Annotated in this window: 18 protein-coding genes and 1 tRNA gene; 9 read left to right on the forward strand and 10 right to left on the reverse strand. The window is 64.6% G+C overall.

Going from position 1 to position 15,583, the window contains the following annotated elements; all coding sequences use genetic code 11:
- Positions 1-589: 589 nt before the first annotated feature.
- A complete protein-coding gene (locus BN2476_RS37210; protein ID WP_087739215.1) occupies positions 590-1,009 on the forward strand; it encodes a hypothetical protein in 420 nt (139 codons plus the stop codon).
- A 49-nt stretch (positions 1,010-1,058) separates the two neighbouring features.
- Here the strand turns inward: BN2476_RS37210 and BN2476_RS37215 are convergent, their stop codons facing one another.
- Positions 1,059-2,189, reverse strand: a complete 1,131-nt coding sequence (locus tag BN2476_RS37215; RefSeq protein WP_087739195.1) for an enoyl-CoA hydratase/isomerase family protein — start codon at positions 2,187-2,189, stop codon at positions 1,059-1,061.
- Between the two features lie 124 nt (positions 2,190-2,313).
- On the reverse strand, positions 2,314-3,048 hold the full coding sequence (locus BN2476_RS37220; RefSeq protein WP_087739196.1) for a TetR/AcrR family transcriptional regulator: 735 nt from the start codon (positions 3,046-3,048) through the stop codon (positions 2,314-2,316).
- A gap of 143 nt (positions 3,049-3,191) precedes the next feature.
- On the opposite strand from BN2476_RS37220, the gene BN2476_RS37225 reads away from it, so the two are divergent.
- Entirely contained in the window at positions 3,192-4,184 is a 993-nt protein-coding gene (locus BN2476_RS37225; protein WP_087739197.1) for an NAD-dependent epimerase/dehydratase family protein, read from the forward strand.
- A gap of 101 nt (positions 4,185-4,285) precedes the next feature.
- On the opposite strand, the gene BN2476_RS37230 is transcribed toward BN2476_RS37225, so the two are convergent.
- Both BN2476_RS37230 and BN2476_RS37235 read right to left on the reverse strand, forming a co-directional pair.
- On the reverse strand, positions 4,286-4,573 hold the full coding sequence (locus tag BN2476_RS37230; protein WP_087739198.1) for a DUF1488 family protein: 288 nt from the start codon (positions 4,571-4,573) through the stop codon (positions 4,286-4,288).
- A 264-nt stretch (positions 4,574-4,837) separates the two neighbouring features.
- Positions 4,838-5,113, reverse strand: coding sequence for a hypothetical protein (locus BN2476_RS37235; RefSeq protein ID WP_087739199.1), 276 nt, complete (start codon positions 5,111-5,113; stop codon positions 4,838-4,840).
- 263 nt (positions 5,114-5,376) lie between these two features.
- Here BN2476_RS37235 and BN2476_RS37240 point away from each other — a divergent pair, with 263 nt between their 5' ends.
- Together BN2476_RS37240 and BN2476_RS37245 are read left to right on the forward strand one after the other, a co-directional pair.
- Positions 5,377-5,601 (forward strand): hypothetical protein, encoded by a 225-nt coding sequence (locus BN2476_RS37240; protein ID WP_087739200.1) that lies wholly within the window; start codon positions 5,377-5,379, stop codon positions 5,599-5,601.
- Between the two features lie 174 nt (positions 5,602-5,775).
- On the forward strand, positions 5,776-6,135 hold the full coding sequence (locus tag BN2476_RS37245; protein ID WP_087739201.1) for a hypothetical protein: 360 nt from the start codon (positions 5,776-5,778) through the stop codon (positions 6,133-6,135).
- A gap of 95 nt (positions 6,136-6,230) precedes the next feature.
- Here the strand turns inward: BN2476_RS37245 and BN2476_RS37250 are convergent, their stop codons facing one another.
- Both BN2476_RS37250 and BN2476_RS37255 read right to left on the reverse strand, forming a co-directional pair.
- The gene (locus BN2476_RS37250) at positions 6,231-6,563 is read right to left on the reverse strand and encodes a DMT family transporter (protein ID WP_173819710.1); all 333 of its coding nucleotides are present in this window, start codon (positions 6,561-6,563) and stop codon (positions 6,231-6,233) included.
- Between the two features lie 9 nt (positions 6,564-6,572).
- Entirely contained in the window at positions 6,573-7,070 is a 498-nt protein-coding gene (locus BN2476_RS37255) for a heme-degrading domain-containing protein (RefSeq protein WP_087739203.1), read from the reverse strand.
- A 252-nt stretch (positions 7,071-7,322) separates the two neighbouring features.
- Here BN2476_RS37255 and BN2476_RS37260 point away from each other — a divergent pair.
- The 5 genes from BN2476_RS37260 to BN2476_RS37280 all read left to right on the forward strand — a co-directional run bounded on the left by BN2476_RS37260 (position 7,323) and on the right by BN2476_RS37280 (position 11,130).
- Positions 7,323-7,399 (forward strand) — tRNA-Met (locus tag BN2476_RS37260).
- 183 nt (positions 7,400-7,582) lie between these two features.
- Positions 7,583-8,128: an NUDIX hydrolase gene (locus tag BN2476_RS37265; RefSeq protein ID WP_087739204.1), complete on the forward strand. Its 546-nt coding sequence runs from the start codon at positions 7,583-7,585 to the stop codon at positions 8,126-8,128.
- A gap of 21 nt (positions 8,129-8,149) precedes the next feature.
- Positions 8,150-8,896 (forward strand): leucyl/phenylalanyl-tRNA--protein transferase, encoded by a 747-nt coding sequence (gene aat / locus BN2476_RS37270; protein WP_087739205.1) that lies wholly within the window; start codon positions 8,150-8,152, stop codon positions 8,894-8,896.
- A 141-nt stretch (positions 8,897-9,037) separates the two neighbouring features.
- On the forward strand, positions 9,038-9,877 hold the full coding sequence (locus BN2476_RS37275) for an arginyltransferase (protein WP_087739206.1): 840 nt from the start codon (positions 9,038-9,040) through the stop codon (positions 9,875-9,877).
- Between the two features lie 218 nt (positions 9,878-10,095).
- Positions 10,096-11,130 carry a quinone-dependent dihydroorotate dehydrogenase gene (locus tag BN2476_RS37280; RefSeq protein WP_087739207.1) on the forward strand — a complete coding sequence of 345 codons (1,035 nt, stop codon included), beginning with the start codon at positions 10,096-10,098 and terminating at the stop codon, positions 11,128-11,130.
- An 81-nt stretch (positions 11,131-11,211) separates the two neighbouring features.
- Here the strand turns inward: BN2476_RS37280 and lepB are convergent, their stop codons facing one another.
- The 4 genes from lepB to BN2476_RS37300 all read right to left on the reverse strand — a co-directional run bounded on the left by lepB (position 11,212) and on the right by BN2476_RS37300 (position 15,251).
- Positions 11,212-11,904 (reverse strand): signal peptidase I, encoded by a 693-nt coding sequence (lepB, locus tag BN2476_RS37285; RefSeq protein ID WP_087739208.1) that lies wholly within the window; start codon positions 11,902-11,904, stop codon positions 11,212-11,214.
- 98 nt (positions 11,905-12,002) lie between these two features.
- Positions 12,003-13,007, reverse strand: coding sequence for a Gfo/Idh/MocA family protein (locus tag BN2476_RS37290; RefSeq protein WP_087739209.1), 1,005 nt, complete (start codon positions 13,005-13,007; stop codon positions 12,003-12,005).
- A gap of 108 nt (positions 13,008-13,115) precedes the next feature.
- Positions 13,116-13,829 (reverse strand): FadR/GntR family transcriptional regulator, encoded by a 714-nt coding sequence (locus BN2476_RS37295; RefSeq protein ID WP_087739210.1) that lies wholly within the window; start codon positions 13,827-13,829, stop codon positions 13,116-13,118.
- 663 nt (positions 13,830-14,492) lie between these two features.
- Positions 14,493-15,251, reverse strand: coding sequence for a hypothetical protein (locus tag BN2476_RS37300; RefSeq protein WP_087739211.1), 759 nt, complete (start codon positions 15,249-15,251; stop codon positions 14,493-14,495).
- Between the last annotated feature and the right edge of the window lie 332 nt (positions 15,252-15,583).

Raw genomic sequence — 15,583 nt, forward strand, 5'->3', positions numbered from 1 at the left:
CCGCGCTCGCGTGACTGAGTGGCCGCGTTTCGAACGGACGTGACCGCGCGTTGCGGCGCGCGAGGCGGCGCATCGAACCGGACGGGGAAACGGATAAAACCGCGTAAGCGAAACTACGCGAAACCGCGCGAAACCGCGGAAAATTGCGTCAGCGGCGACAGCGTGGCGGCCTGCGCGCGACGCATGGATCGCGTGCAGCGCACGAAGCCGCCGTGCACGCGCGAATGGACATCGGATCAAACATCGCGACAGCTTCTCTCATGTGAATCACGTAGAACGCGCGCGCGGCGCGCGGCGTGTTAATCCGGCGGCAGTGCAATGCGTGCCAGGCACGCCGCCGCCGTCTGCATGGGAAAAGAGTCTATGGATCGCGCGCTTTCTTTTGAACGATTTTTTTGAGCTTAGGTTTTCGACTTTCGTGATTTACCTGACGCTGCAGCATACGTCGCGCGCGAGCATCGTCGCCGCACGTTCCGCGCGTCCTCGCACCAAAACGGCAGCGCGCCGCCGATATAATGGCGCTCGATCCAATCAACCTGCGCGGGCGCAACGCTTTGTCATCGATGCCCGGCGACTGACGCTGTCAAGCATGCAAAAAATCATCCTGCCGTTCGTGTCCGGCTTTCTCGCGTCGCTGTTCTTTCACGAGTCGACGCTCGCGCTTCTGCACGCGGCCGGCCTCATCGACCCGACAGGGTTTTCGACGGCGCCATTCGCTCCCATCGGCTTGCCCGAATTCATCGCGAACGCGATCTGGAGTTCCGTGTGGGCCGTGCTGATGGCGTGGCTGCTGCGGGTGTCGCCCGAGCGCCCCGCGCCGTGGATTCCGGCATTCGTGTTCGGCGGGATCGTGCTGACGGCGGCGACCGTGTTCGTCGTCGATCCCATTCGCGGCATCTGGCCGACGGGTAACATGCTGCCGCGCCTTGCGCTCGGCTTCGCGTCGAATGCGATGTGGGGCTGGGGCGCGCTCGTCTTCATGCGCGCCTTCATGACAGCCGAGGACTGAGCCCGCTCTTTTTCTCCGGGCCTGACTTCTGTTCCGGCGTGCGTTGGCTTTAGCCCTGCAGGTCGCGCAACGGATGTTCGTGCGCGGGCCACGGGCTTTCGAACATCTTCTCGACGTCCGCGCGTGTCACGTCTTCGATGCGCGCAAAGCGCCAGTCCGGCTTGTTGTCCTTGTCGACGATGCGAGCACGGATGCCTTCCGGCGCGTCGCCCCGTTCGAACGACGAGCGCGTCAGATCGAGATCGCGCCGCAGACATTCGGCCATCGTCCCTTCGGCGCGCGTCACCACTTCGAGCGAAACGGCCATCGACAGCGGCGAGCGCTCGCGCAGCACGGCGACTGTCCGCTCGGCCCAGTCGGCGCTCGCGCAATCGCCTTCGAGATCGAGCGAGCGGACGATCTGCGCGACATCGGGCAACGCGAAGTGCCTGTCGATCAACGCGCGCGCGTCGGCGAGCGGCGAGATGTCGGGCAGCGGCACGACCTTGTGGCACTGCGCCTCGCGCTCGACGCACGCAACGACGTCCGCGCCCTGCTCGAACGTCTGCGTCTTGAGCCCGTCGATCAGCGCGGGGATCGCATCGTCGGGCAGGTATGCATCGGCGAGCCCCGCGTAGAGCGCATCGGCAGCGCCGATCGTCTCGCCCGTCACGGCCAGGTAGCGGCCGATCGCGCCCGGCGTGCGCGCGAGAAACCAGCCCGCGCCGACATCGGGAAAGAGCCCGATGCGCGTCTCGGGCATCGCCATGCGCGTCGACGATGTCACGACGCGCAGACCACCCGTGCGATGCGCGCCCAGCGAAATGCCCATCCCGCCGCCCATCACAACGCCGTTCATGAACGCGATATAGGGCTTCGTGTACGCGAAGATCGCGTGATCGAGCCGGTATTCGTCGACGAAGAAGGTGTCGACGGCTTCGTGGTCGCCGCGCCGGAACGACTCGTACAGGAAGCGGATGTCGCCGCCCGCGCAGAACGCGCGCTCGCTCGTGCTGCGCACGACGACGGCTAGCACGCCGGGATCGTCGCGCCATTGATCGAGCGCCACGTGCATCGCGCGCATCATGCCGGGCGACAGCGCGTTGAGCGCCTTCGGCCGGTTCAGTTCGATGAAGCCAATGCGGTTGGCGACATAGGCGATGAGTTCGTCGGAGGCGCTGCGCGTTTCGGGTGTCGACATGGTTCGTACGTCAGGCGGTTGAATGGATGTGCGGCACACACGTTAGCACGCGCATGAGTTCTTCAGTGACACAAGCGGTCGCACCCGACGCAAGCGTGCGCTAAATGTGCGTTGACTGCGCGCACTACGCGGCCTTCGTTTTCGATGAAGTCGCGCGGCGTGCTTTCGATACTTTCGATGCCTTCGCGTCGCTGTCGGCCGGGTCCTCTGCGGCGCTCGCGTCCGCCTCGCCGGATGCGTCCGTCTGCCGTGCGCCGAACCACGCGACGAGCGCCGCGTCCACCACGGCATCGAGCGGCGCGCGCGGAAACATGGGGCAAGTCAGATGCAACGCGACGATGCCATGCATCGCCGCCCACAGCGCTTCCGCGCAGATCGGGCTGTCGAGCGAGCCGGGCAGGCGCCCCTGCGCCTTGAGCGCATCGATCGACTCGACCATCAGACGAAACGCAGTATCGCCGGCATCGTCTCCGGACGCGCCGGCGTCGCCGATCAGTGCGGCGCCCGTGTACGACGGATCTTCCATGAAGATCAGCCGGTACGTCTGCGGATGCGCGACGCCGAACGCGACATACGCGCGCCCGATCGCTCGCAGCCGCTCGGCGGGATCAGCGATCGGAATCAGCGGCTCGAAGGTGGCCAGCAGTTGCGCGTAGCCCTCCGCGCACAGCGCGCGCGCAATCGCGTCGCGGCTTTCGAAGTGCAGATACAGCGTGGCAGGCGAATATTCGATCGCCTCGGCAATCTTGCGCATCGACAGCGCGCCAAAACCTTCGCGCATGACGATACGCCGTGCGGCATCGAGGATGCGCTCGCGCAGTTCCAGCTTCTGACGTGTCTTTCTTTCGGCGATTCCCATACAACCAATTTTCAGGTTGACAAACTGAAAAGTCAAATTAAACTGAACACCGTTCACTGAACACTGTTCATCAAAATTCTTGCGCTCAGTGCGTCACCGTTTCGACGGTGCGGCAACCAGCGGGCGCGTTTGCGGGAGTCGTCATGGACAATGCAGCACAGATCGGCCTGTTCGGCGCGGCGGGCGCCGCTGGACAAAGCATCGCCCACGCGCTGAGCGCGGCGGGCCGCCGCTATCGCGTGATCGGACGTGGGCGGGCAGCGCTGCAAGCGTCGTTCGGCCACGATCCCCTCGCGGAAATCGTCACGTGGAATCCGGATGATCCGGCTTCCGTCGCGTCGGCCGCCGCCGGATTGCAGACGGCCGTGTATCTCGTCGGCGTGCCCTATCACCAGTTCGAAAAGCATCCGGTGCTGATGCAAAAGACGCTCGACGGCCTGCGCGCGGCAGGCGTGCAGCGGCTGATCCTGATCGGCACCGTGTACCCGTACGGCCGCGCGCGCGCCCGGCCAGTCACGGAATCGCATCCGCGCGAGCCGCATACGTTCAAGGGAAAGATGCGGCTCGCGCAGGAAAATCTCGTCATCGACGCGCACGGACGCGACGGGCTCGAAACGCTCGTTCTGCGCTTGCCTGACTTCTACGGACCGGGCGTCGAACGCAGCTTTCTTCACGGCCTATTCGAAGGCGCGGCGCTCGGCAAGCGCGCGCAGATGATCGGCCCCATCGACGTGCCGCACGAGTTCGTATTCATGCCGGACGTCGGGCCTGTCGTCGAACGCCTGTCGCGCACGCCGGAGGCTTTCGGCCGCGTGCTGCATCTCGCGGGCGCGGGCACGATCACCCAGCGCGAAATCGCCGAACGCGCGTATGCACTCGCGCAACGCGAGCCCAGGGTGATGGTCGCGGGCAAGACGATGCTGCGCGTGCTGGGCCTTTTCAACCCGATGCTGCGAGAACTCGTGGAAATGCATTACCTGCTGACGGACCCCGTCGTGCTCCACGATACAGCGCTGACCACGCTGATCGGCCCCGTCAGAAAGACGTCGTATGAAGCGGGCATCGCGCAGTCGTTTGCGGCTGCACGACAGGTGGCACAACAGGCTGCGCAGCGCGCGGATGAGCAGCCCGCGTAACAGGCGCGGACCGCGCCCATCGGGTGAGCGGACGAAGAGCGGACGAGGAAAGGAACAAGCGGGGAAGATCGCGCGCCTGGCACTTCGTGGACGAACCGCGCTTACGCGCCCGCCAGATTGCCAGGCGGAAAGTGGCCGCTCTTGAGCAGAACGGGCGTGCCATTGCTGATCAGCAGATGCTCTCGGGCGACGGCTTCGATATGCGCGCGGCCGGCGTCGAACGCGCGGCGCCATCCTTCCGTATCGTTCGATTCGGCGCCGAAATGATCTTCGAGCGCTTCGACGGAAATCGCGCACGGCACCCGCTCACCATCGACGAGCGCCGGAAACTCCAGCGTCAGGTTGAAGTCGCGGTAATCGGGTGCGTCCGCAGGGAATCGAATCTCCATGGTGACCTCATCGGGAAAATCCGGAGGAAAAGGCACACGCGGCCGCGTAAGCGCGCGAACGGCGCGAGATGCGCACGGCTGGCCCGGTCAGCGGGCCTTATGGTACTCGTAGCGGCATACGGCGGTCCAGCGACGGCCACGCTGCAGACTGTGGGCCTTCGGGCTTGCGCACCGGCGAATTGCGTGTCGGCACATGCGCGTCGCGGCCTTCGCGCGTCGCCTGAAAGCACACATGCGACAGGTCCGGCCGTCGCCCGCGCGAGCTCAATGCCCGTCGAGCAGCCGATCGACGTACGCGCGGCCCGCCTGTTCGACGAAAGCAAGCGCCTCGTCTTCCGTCGCGAAGCGATGTTCGTCGCCGATTTCGACGAGCGTCTCCATCCGGTGCGGATCGTCCGGTCCGCGCTCCGACAGGCTGACCGCCCCGACGTACACGCCTTCGCGTTCGCCCGCGCGCCGCGCCTGGTCGTGCGGCGGCACGAGACGCGCCGATGCGCTGATGAAATAACCCCGGTAAGGGCCGCTGACCCTCTCAGCCATACTCGCCTCTCGTTCTCTCAGTTACGGTTTCGTTAGATCAAAGGCACGGGGCACGCCGCGTGCGATACACAGTAAGTCATTTCGTCGCGCGATAAGTTCTACGACAGGTTGAGGCGTACCCAGCGGCGCCGTGCAGTGCGCATCGTCGCGCACTTTCGGACGCGGCGGCGGTCGAACCGCTCCGCGGACATGACGCCAACCCGACGCGCGCTCAACGCGATTCGAGGGAAAGCGTCCGCAATTTCCGGACGAGCACCGACGATATGGGAAAATATTTTCTTCGAGACAGCGAAATCGCCGAGCCGGATGCAGCCAATGCGTGGTTTGCATACGCGGAAAGTCATGGCATCGACATTCCAAAGGCGATCAGCATCTGGGAAGACGCCGCGACAGAGGACGGCGCCGGGAGCCGGCGCCTCGTCGAACAGGCGGGCATTCGCATCGACGTGTCCGAAACGGGACACCCCAGCCTCAGACCCGAAGGCTGATGCACACGCGAAGGCACGCCTTGCCGCCATCGGCGCTCATCTGCTGCGCCAGCCCTCCTCCCGACGACAGTTTGCGCCTGCGCGTCGGCCGGCCCTGCAACAGCCATGGCGGCGGCCTTGCAGCGACCGCCATGCGGCTCTTCGCTCACACCCTATTTCTTGAAGGAAAACACAATGAAGTCGAAGTCGACTGCCGTTTTGTCCCGCGCGAAGCGACTTGCCGCCCTGCCCCCGGCGGCTCTTGCTGCACTGGCCGCGCTTGGAATCGCGAGCCTCGGCGCATGCGCGTCGTCCAACAACACGACGCTGATCAACCTGCCCAACGGGGAATCGGGCTTCGCGGTCAACTGCAGCGGCGCGGACGCGGCGTCGAGCTGGGCATCGTGCTACGTGCAGGCGGGCAAGGCGTGCGGGGCGACGGGCTACGACATCGTGTCGAAGGACACCGACGAAGGCGGCACGGCGGGCGGCGGGATCACGAACGTGGTGTCGGCGAACGTGAAGAACCGCTCGATGGTGATTCGCTGCAGGTAAGCCATGATGCGCTCGCGCGAGGTGGCTCGATGCGCCTGCCCCGGTGATTGCAAGACGCGTGACGCATCGTTCGGTAAGTCACGCTCCGCGCGTCGTCAGTGCGCCTGCATATTCGAAAACAGATTGAGCACGACGACGCCCGCGACGATCAGGCCGAGCCCCGCCACGGCCGCGAGATCGGGCACCTGCCGGTACAGCACGATCGCCACCAGCGTGATCAGCACGATGCCGACGCCCGACCAGATCGCATAGACGATGCCCACGGGCAGGCTCTTCAACGTCAGCGACAGGCAGTAAAACGAAATGCCGTAACCGAGCAACACGACGAGCGCGGGGACCACGCGCGTAAAGCCTTCCGACGCACGCAGCGCGGAAGTTGCGATCACTTCGGCGACGATCGCGATCGCGAGCAGCACATAGGGCGGCACGCGCATGCGTCACGCCTTCGCAAGCGCGAGCTTGCTGTAGTCGTGACCCAGTTGCGCGCACAGCGCCTCGACGACGAGCTCGTGATCCGCGCGTTGCGGCAGTCCCGACACCGTCACCGATCCGATCACGCCCGCGCCTTTCACGGTCAGCGGAAACGCGCCGCCATGCGACGCATAGTCGGACACGGCGAGGCCGTGCTTGTCCGCGAGCGTCGCGCCCGACTGCTGCAGCTTCAGGCCGACGCCGTATGAACTGCGTCGGAAATGCGCGACAGTGTTGCCCTTGCGGCGCGCCCAGTCGACGTTGTCGGGCGTCGCGCCTTCGAGCGTGCAGAAGAAGAGCGGCTGGCCGAACGTGCGGATGTCGATCGCGAGCGCGAGGCCGCGCGCTTTCGCGATCTCGTGCAGATACGCGCCGAGTTGCCAGGCGCTGTCGGCATCGAAATGGGGGAAGACGAGCGCATGTTCCTGCGCGGCGATCGACTGCAAGTCGTGAGCGATGTCCATGGCGTGTCGAGGTAGCAAAGTGGATGCATGCCGTGCCGCGCATGTCAAAACGGCTTGCGCGGCACAGTGGTACGGCGATTCTAGCGCGGGCATCGCGCGCGCCGCCTGCCATGCTCGCACATCGGCGACGCGTCTTCGAGACGCGTGTCGCGGCAAGCCAATTGCGTGTCGCTTCACGCGCTTTCCAGTCGATTCTTAAAAAGAGATTGCATCGACCCTGCGTTTGCCATATAATCTATTCTTCGACGCGGACGCGGGGTGGAGCAGTCTGGCAGCTCGTCGGGCTCATAACCCGAAGGTCGTAGGTTCAAATCCTACCCCCGCAACCAAGTTCAGCATCCGCAATATCCGTCGCATCATCAAACCCGCCATCGGCGGGTTTTTTGTTTTGGGGTCGGCCTCATTTCCGCCGGACGCCCTTGCGTCGAACCGCCCGACCACGCGCCCGCAAGCGTCATCGTGAACGCGCGAGCCGGTGATACACTCGCATCACCATTCTCCGTCCCCTCTCTATGAAATTCTGTTCCGTCTGCGGCCATGCAGTGGGCCTGAGCATTCCGCCCGGCGACAACCGGGAGCGCTTCGTCTGCGCCAGCTGCGGCACCGTGCACTACCAGAATCCGCGCAACGTGGTCGGCACCGTTCCCGTGTGGGACGACAAGGTGTTGCTGTGCCGCCGCGCAATCGAGCCGCGCTACGGCTACTGGACGCTGCCCGCAGGCTTCATGGAAATGGGCGAGACCACGTCGGAGGCCGCCGCGCGCGAGACGCTGGAAGAAGCCGGCGCGCGCGTCGAAGTGCAGAACCTGTTTTCGCTGCTGAACGTGCCGCACGTGCATCAGGTGCATCTGTTCTATCTCGCGCGGCTGCTCGATCTCGACATCGAAGCGGGCGAAGAGAGCCTCGAAGTGCGGCTCTTCGAGGAACGCGACATTCCATGGAACGACATCGCGTTCCCGACCGTCGCGCAGACGCTGCGCTTCTTTTTCACCGACCGCGCATCGGGCAACTACGGCCTGCATACGGGCGACATCTTCCGCTCGCTGCGCGACGGCTGACGTCACGACAACCAAGGCAGCATGGTTCCCTGGCTAGGCCCCGACGATCCGTTTCCGCCCGTCGAACGCGCGCTGTCCCCGGCGAGCGGCGCACCCGGCCTGCTCGCCGCGAGCGCTGACCTGCTGCCTTCGCGGCTCATCGATGCGTATCGGAGCGGCATTTTCCCGTGGTATTCGGACGGTCAGCCCGTGCTCTGGTGGACCCCCGATCCGCGCATGATCCTGCGTCCGCGCGAATTCAAGGTCTCGCCATCGCTGAAGAAGACGCTCAAGCGCGTGTTGCGCGACGATGCCTGGGAGATTCGCGTCGACGCCGACTTTCCCGCCGTGATGCGCGCCTGCGCGCTCGCACCGCGTCACGGCCAGCGCGGCACGTGGATCACGTCGGATGTGATCGAAGCGTATACGTCTCTACACCGGCACGGCGACGCGCACAGCGTCGAGACCTGGCATGAAGGCAAACGTGTCGGCGGTTTGTATGGCGTATCGTTCGGCAAGATGTTTTTCGGCGAATCGATGTATGCGGAAGTGACGGATGCGTCGAAAATCGCGCTCGCCGCGCTCGTCTTCCACTTGCGACGCCATGAAATAGAAATGATAGACTGCCAGCAGAACACGTCGCATCTGGCGTCGCTGGGCGGCCGCGAGATCGCGCGCAAGGCGTTTGTCGCGCATGTGCGTGCTTCCGTCGACGCCGCGCCGATCCCCTGGTCGTTCGATAAGACTGTGCTGCGCGATCTGATCATGCCGGCCCTGCCGTCGACATGACGTGAACACCGCCGCGCAGCCGACGATAGCCGCGATGGGCGTGTCCGTCCGGCATTTTGCGGGCCAGTTGTCACCCATCACCAGCAATTGCCAGCAGACAGCCGGATTTGCAAAACCAGAAACGCTTCGAGAGCTGCTAACGTGACTCACCCGAATGAGCTGCCGCTTTCACCGCTTTCGGCGCTGCAATTCTATGCAACAGCGCCTTACCCTTGCAGCTATCTGGAAGGGCGCGTCGCGCGCTCGCAGGTCGCCACGCCCAGCCATCTGATCAACTCCGACGTCTACACCGAGCTCGTTCGCTCGGGCTTTCGCCGCTCGGGCGTGTTCACGTACCGTCCCTATTGCGACGGCTGCCGCGCATGCGTGCCCGTGCGCGTGCCCGTCGAGCGCTTCAAGCCGAACCGCACGCAGCGCCGCGTGTGGAAAAAGCACGGCGACCTGATCGCCACCGTCGCCCCGCTGCATTACGACGAAGAGCACTACGCGCTCTACATGCGCTATCAGTCGGCACGCCACGCGGGCGGCGGCATGGACCGCGACAGCCGCGACCAGTATGAGCAGTTCCTGCTGCAAAGCCGGATCAATTCGCGCCTCGTCGAATTCCGCGAGCCGGCCAATCCCGGCTACGCGGGTCATCCTGACATGCCCGGCACGCTGCGCATGGTCAGCATGATCGACATTCTCGGCGACGGGCTGTCGTCGGTGTACACGTTCTTCGATCCCGACCAGCCGCACACGAGCTTCGGCACCTACAACATCCTCTGGCAGATCGAGCAGGCGCACAACCTGAAGCTGCCGCACGTGTATCTCGGCTACTGGATACGCGAGAGCCCGAAGATGGCCTACAAGGCCAATTTCACGCCGCTCGAAGGGCTTTTCGACGGCGTCTGGAAAGTGCTCGATCCCGTCGCGCCCGACCTCTCGCCCGTCGATGCGGCGAAGGCCGGCTCGCGCGTGCTGCACATCAGCCGCGGTTGAGCAGCCCGCTTCGCTCACGGGGCTTGCAACGACCACTCACGAGCGCGATGGCGTCCCCGCAACCGCCTGATGCCAGGCAATGTCGCCTGTCCACTTGCCTGACCGCACGCCTGTCCGCGCAACAGCGCAACGGCGCAAGAAACCCCAAATGCCGATAGCCGCTGCGCCGAACCGTTAAAATAGCGGGTTCTCATTTTCAGCCGCCAGGCGCCCCTGCCGTGTTCAGTTCCCTTTATCCGCTCGTACGCGCTCAACTCTTTCGCATGGACGCGGAAGACGCCCACCATCTGACCTTGCGCCTGCTCGGCGCCGCCGGACGCGCCGGCGTGGCGGGCGCGCTCGCGCCGCATGTGCCCGATTCGCCGCGCACCGTGATGGGCCTGACGTTCAGGAATCCCGTCGGACTCGCGGCCGGGCTGGACAAGGATGGCGCGTGCATCGACGGTCTGGCCGCGCTCGGTTTCGGCTTTATCGAAGTCGGCACGGTGACGCCGCGCGCGCAGCCGGGCAATCCGCGCCCGCGCATGTTCCGCCTGCCGCAGGCGAATGCCGTGATCAACCGGATGGGCTTCAACAACGCGGGCGTCGATCAGTTCGTGAATAACGTGCAGGCCGCGCGCTATCGCGGCGTGCTCGGCCTGAACATCGGCAAGAACGCCGACACCCCCATCGAACGCGCGGCCGACGACTACCTGTACTGCCTCGAGCGCGTCTATCCGTTCGCGAGCTATGTAACCGTCAACATTTCTTCGCCGAACACGAAGAACCTGCGCCAGCTGCAAGGCGCCGACGAGCTGGACGCGCTGCTCGCGGCGCTCAAGGACAAGCAGCAGCGCCTCGCCGATCTGCACGGCAAGCTCGTGCCGCTCGCGCTGAAGATCGCGCCGGATCTCGACGACGAGCAGATCAAGGCAATCGCCGACACGCTGTTGCGTCACAGGTTCGAAGGCGTGATCGCGACCAACACGACGCTGTCGCGCGCGGCCGTGCAAGGCCTGCCGCACGCCGACGAAGCAGGCGGCCTGTCGGGACGGCCGGTGTTCGACGCGTCGAATGAAGTGATCCGCAAGCTGCATGCGCAGGTCGGCAACGACGTGCCGATCATCGGCGTGGGCGGTATTTTTTCGGGCGCGGACGCGCAGGCGAAGCTCGACGCGGGCGCGTCGCTCGTCCAGCTCTATACGGGCTTCATCTATCGCGGCCCTGCTCTCGTCGCCGAATGCGCGCAGGCGCTGGCAAAGCGCCTGGCGTAATCATCGAGGCCGCGTCGCGCGTGGGCGCATCCACGCGCGCGAATGGCCATCAAATCCGAAAGCGGCAATTCTCGCGCGGTATCACCGCACCGCCGCCAACGCATCGAGCCGCGCGCCGAAGCGGTCGAAACGCGGCGTGTAGTAATGATCGGGATCGAGCGAGTATGCGACGCGGCGCGTACGGCCCATCAGCTCGTCGCGCGGGAAAAAGCCGAAGTAGCGCGAGTCCGCGCTGTCGTCGCGATTGTCGCCGAGCATCAGATACTCGCCCGGCGGCACCGTCACCGGGCCGAACGACCGGCGCGGGCTCGGCGCGAATTCCGAGAGCCGCACGACGTGCGAGAAGCCCGCGAAGCGCTCGGTCAGATAATCGCCGGGCGATATGGCGTCGCCGGGCAGCGGCGGGAGCGCCAGCGGCTGATAGCTCGCGCGAGCGCCGTTCACATACAGCACGTTGTCGCGCATCTCGACGGTATCGCCGGGCAGGCCGATCAGGCGCTTCACGATCAGCTCGTGCGCCGCCGACGAATCGATCGTCACGATGTCGCCGCGCTGTGGATCGTGCAGATGCACGAGCGCGATATGCGTGAGCGGAATGCGCAGATCGTAGGCCATCTTGTCAACGAGGATGCGGTCGCCCTCGCGTATCGTCGGCAGCATCGAGCCGCTCGGCACCACGTTCCAGTCGGCGATCGCGCTGCGAAACAGCACCATCAAGACAATAAACGCGACGAGACTCTTGTTCTCACGCCACAGCCGGACCAGCATGCGCATGATCGCGCTCCTTTCTACGACACCTGAAGGAAAACGAAAGTGGACCGGGAAATCAGGTCCGCGCTGATCCTACCACCGCGCACGCCATCCACGCAGTTTCACTCGCAGGGAAATGTCAGCCCCAGCGCCGCACGCGCCGCATCGGCCATCGAGATCATCTGGTGCGACTTCGCATGCGTCATGATCGGACTTTCGAGCTGCCCGGCGCGAATCAGATCGCAGAAGTGTTCTGTCTCGTAGTTCAGGCCGCCGCCTTCGAACGGTGCGTCGAGTTCGACGACGCGTCCGTCGACATAGCGCACCGTCGCGCGCGACGGATTCCACCAGTTCTCGTGAATCGTCACGTTGCCGCGCGTGCCCGCGATGAACGCATCGCCCTTGCCGAACAGGTCGAGCCCGCAAAAGAGCTGCGCAATGCCTTTTTCGTGCCGGCTGTTGAGGCTCGCGAACGTATCGACGCCTGTCGCGCCGAGGCGTCCCAGCGTCTGCACGTCGAGCGGCGCGCCGAGCCAGTCGACGGCGAGAAACATCTCGTAGATGCCGATATCGAGCAGCGCGCCGCCCGCCTGTTCGAACGACAGCGACGGATGATCGTCGGGCACGCCGGGCACCGAGCAACCCGCGCGCACGAAGCCGATATCGCCGATGGGTTCGGCGGAGAGATGCTCGCGCAGTTTCCGGTAAAGCGGGTAGAACGGCGGCTTCATCGCTTCCATGAAGAGCCGCTGCGAAGCGCGCGCGCTGTCGGTCACGCGCGCGAGTTGCGCCGCGTTCACCGTCGCCGGCTTTTCGCACAGCACATGGATGCCGGCCTCGAGCGCGGCGCACGCGTAATGCGCGTGGCTGTCCTGCATCGTCGCGATATAGAGCGCGTCGATTCCGCCCTGAAGCAGCGCGTCGAAGCTCTCGGGCGCTTCGCCGCCGTGCTGCTGCGCGAACGCGTCGGCGGGTGCGCGGCGGCGCGACCATACGGCCGCGAGGCGCGTGTTCGGAACGTGCGTAAGGCTCTGCGCAAAACGGTGGGCGATACGGCCCGCGCCCACGATGCCCCAGCGTATCGTCGCGTGATGTGCGGACGGGTCGTGCTTAGCTGCGTTGTTCATCGGTCGCAAGAAAATCCTGATCGGTGAGTGACAGCCGACATTGTCGCCGATGTCGTCTCCCACTTCGCCGGACAGGCGCTTGTGGCCTGGCGGAATTCTGCTTGCAGCCTATTCCGTCTGCGCGTCGGGCATCGCCACGCTCAGGCGGCTCATCGAGTAGTCGATCACCGCCATCGACGCCGCTTCCGCTTCCTTCGCATCGTGCCGCTCGATCGCTTCGACGACGCGCGAATGCAGCTTCACCGTTTCTTCCCATGCGCCAGGCGGCTGCTCGACGAGCGGCTTGAGCGCCGACAGCGCACCGCGAATGATGGCCGCCATCTGCTGGAAGAACTGGTTGCCGCTCGCGACGACGATGCGCGTATGCAGCGCTTCGTCTGCCGTCTGATGGCCGGGTTCGCCGGGCGGACTGGCGCGGAACGCCTCGAACGCATCGCGGATCGCGGCGATGTCCGACGCGTTGCCGCGCGTCGCCGCCTGCGCCGCGGCGCGCGGCTCGATCAGCACGCGGAACTCGATCACGTCGCGCAGAAACGTCGGATCGGGCTTCGCGCGAAAGCGCCAGTTCACGACGTCCTCGTCGATCATGCGCCAGTCGTGCATCGGGCGTATGCGCGTGCCGATCTTCGGCCGCACGTCGAGCATGTGCCGCGCAAGCAGCATCGACAGCGCCTCACGCATCACCGTGCGGCTCACGTCGAATTCCTTCGACAATACGTCTTGCGGTGGGAGCACCGCACCGTACTTCTCTTCGACGATCCCGGTCACGAGCCCGTCCATGACCTTGCTGACCAAGGATCGTTCTTTATTGGTTTGTTCCATCATGCTCTTCTCCCCGATGAGGCGTTTCTCGCCTGCGATAAGTGGTGATCACGGGCCCTCGTGTCATCTTCTGATAGATAGTCAATAGTACGTTGCGTCGCTTTATCTCGATACGCCAGTCGGGAATCACCTTGACAGGGTATTCCCTCCGATGAATTGTTTCTTTCGTGTAACGCGTCGTGAAGCGAAGTCGAGCAGCACATCGCAACAGCGTGCGCAACGGGGAAAAATTGCACTGAAGAAAGGCCGGCAAGCATTTGTCCGCCATCCATTCGTCACTTTGATTACGCCGTTTTCGATCGCATCAATTAGCAGTCCACATGCAAATTGCGCTTCGATGACGAGTATCCGCGCGCTCAGACATTTCCGTTTTCCTGGATGCGTCCATACTGGTCGTCAAAACACACGATGTCTTCTTCGCCGGGATAGCAGCCCGATTGCACGTCGATGATTTCGAGCGGCGTCCGTGTTCGCGAGACAGCGGCCACAGCCGCGTGCCGGCGCTGCCCGTCAAGACGACGGGCTGGACCATGCAGGCGTGCTCTCGATCAGGCACATGAAAGGATGCAGGCGATACGAAGTCGTTCATTTGCGGTACTCCATGCAGAGTGCCGGCGAGCGTCGCTGATCGGACATGCCGCGCGCTGTGCCAGGTGCAGCCATTCAATCAGACTTATATCGCGCCTTTCTGTGCGTGCACACACAGAAAGGCCGTTCGCCGTGTCGCTTGCCGCGCGTTCGAGCCGATGTGTCAGGTCGAGCCGGCGTCAACTGATCGAACAGATTGAAGCTGACGCCCTCTTTCAGGATTCCGGCAACCGGAAAGTCACGCTGAACACGAGCGCGAGCCCCGAAGGCATGGCGCGGCCAACGACGACGCGCTGCGACTCCCGCACCGAGTCGTGGGAAAGCGCCCGTCTGGACGTCACGTGCCGCGGCAATACGAACAGCACAAGCTGGACGCCGCGATCTCGCGTCGGCAGGAAGCGCCAGGAAATCTTCGTCGGCGGGCGTCCAACGTCCGCAGTCGGCAGCGAGCAGATACGCCGGTGACGTCGCAACGGACAGCACCCACAACGGCGCGAGGTTTTGCCGCCACGTCGGCGTGTCGCGCGCCTTCATTGCCATTGGCGATGCAGGCGTCGAACATTCGACGACCTTCTTCAAAAGGAGCACACCCGTAACGCCCGCAGCGACGCACGTTCCTGGCCACGATTGCGCGCCGGCGAAGATCTGCAACGCAGCCGCGACATGCGCCATCGCGCCCCAGCAGGACGATGAAATCGCGCGGATCACGGGATAAGCCCACGCGCTCCAGTCGAGGTCGGCCGGATGCGACAGCATCACCGCCCGCACGCATATGACCGACGCAGCGACGACCGGCGGGATCAGGTACGGGGATACCTTTTTGATGCCCTTCATGCTGTTGCCCCACTACGTCATGTCGATTGCGCAGATGCGAGCACGCGGCGCGCGATGTATGTCGATCGTCGCAGCGAGCCGAAGGTATAGCTGTTCGGTAGATCACACAGCGGCGTACCGTCTCTCGCGTCGAGGGGCGTCGACAGAGCCGGGGCGAGAGTCGGTTCCCGGCGAGTCAGGCGTGGCGGGACCATGACATTGCTCGCCGGTGCGTGCCGGCGACGCAGTTGAGGCAAGGCAAGAGCGTCAATCGCCGCAACGACGCGAGCGCGCTTTGAGCTTGGCCCCGCTCGTCAGCGATTCGGATTCGCCGCTCTTGCCCTTCGTGTGTT

Origin of the sequence: Paraburkholderia piptadeniae (assembly GCF_900007165.1) — a bacterium.
Classification (GTDB): Bacteria; Pseudomonadota; Gammaproteobacteria; order Burkholderiales; family Burkholderiaceae; genus Paraburkholderia; species Paraburkholderia piptadeniae.

Excerpts from the sequence above, each read along its gene's own strand:
- BN2476_RS37210 (WP_087739215.1), top strand. The coding sequence starts at position 590 with ATGCAAAAAATCATCCTGCCGTTCGTGTCCGGCTTTCTCGCGTCGCTG.
- BN2476_RS37215 (WP_087739195.1), bottom strand. The coding sequence starts at position 2,189 with ATGTCGACACCCGAAACGCGCAGCGCCTCCGACGAACTCATCGCCTAT.
- BN2476_RS37220 (WP_087739196.1), bottom strand. The coding sequence starts at position 3,048 with ATGGGAATCGCCGAAAGAAAGACACGTCAGAAGCTGGAACTGCGCGAG.
- BN2476_RS37225 (WP_087739197.1), top strand. The coding sequence starts at position 3,192 with ATGGACAATGCAGCACAGATCGGCCTGTTCGGCGCGGCGGGCGCCGCT.
- BN2476_RS37230 (WP_087739198.1), bottom strand. The coding sequence starts at position 4,573 with ATGGAGATTCGATTCCCTGCGGACGCACCCGATTACCGCGACTTCAAC.
- BN2476_RS37235 (WP_087739199.1), bottom strand. The coding sequence starts at position 5,113 with ATGGCTGAGAGGGTCAGCGGCCCTTACCGGGGTTATTTCATCAGCGCA.
- BN2476_RS37240 (WP_087739200.1), top strand. The coding sequence starts at position 5,377 with ATGGGAAAATATTTTCTTCGAGACAGCGAAATCGCCGAGCCGGATGCA.
- BN2476_RS37245 (WP_087739201.1), top strand. The coding sequence starts at position 5,776 with ATGAAGTCGAAGTCGACTGCCGTTTTGTCCCGCGCGAAGCGACTTGCC.
- BN2476_RS37255 (WP_087739203.1), bottom strand. The coding sequence starts at position 7,070 with ATGGACATCGCTCACGACTTGCAGTCGATCGCCGCGCAGGAACATGCG.
- BN2476_RS37265 (WP_087739204.1), top strand. The coding sequence starts at position 7,583 with ATGAAATTCTGTTCCGTCTGCGGCCATGCAGTGGGCCTGAGCATTCCG.
- aat (WP_087739205.1), top strand. The coding sequence starts at position 8,150 with ATGGTTCCCTGGCTAGGCCCCGACGATCCGTTTCCGCCCGTCGAACGC.
- lepB (WP_087739208.1), bottom strand. The coding sequence starts at position 11,904 with ATGCGCATGCTGGTCCGGCTGTGGCGTGAGAACAAGAGTCTCGTCGCG.
- BN2476_RS37290 (WP_087739209.1), bottom strand. The coding sequence starts at position 13,007 with ATGAACAACGCAGCTAAGCACGACCCGTCCGCACATCACGCGACGATA.
- BN2476_RS37295 (WP_087739210.1), bottom strand. The coding sequence starts at position 13,829 with ATGGAACAAACCAATAAAGAACGATCCTTGGTCAGCAAGGTCATGGAC.
- BN2476_RS37300 (WP_087739211.1), bottom strand. The coding sequence starts at position 15,251 with ATGAAGGGCATCAAAAAGGTATCCCCGTACCTGATCCCGCCGGTCGTC.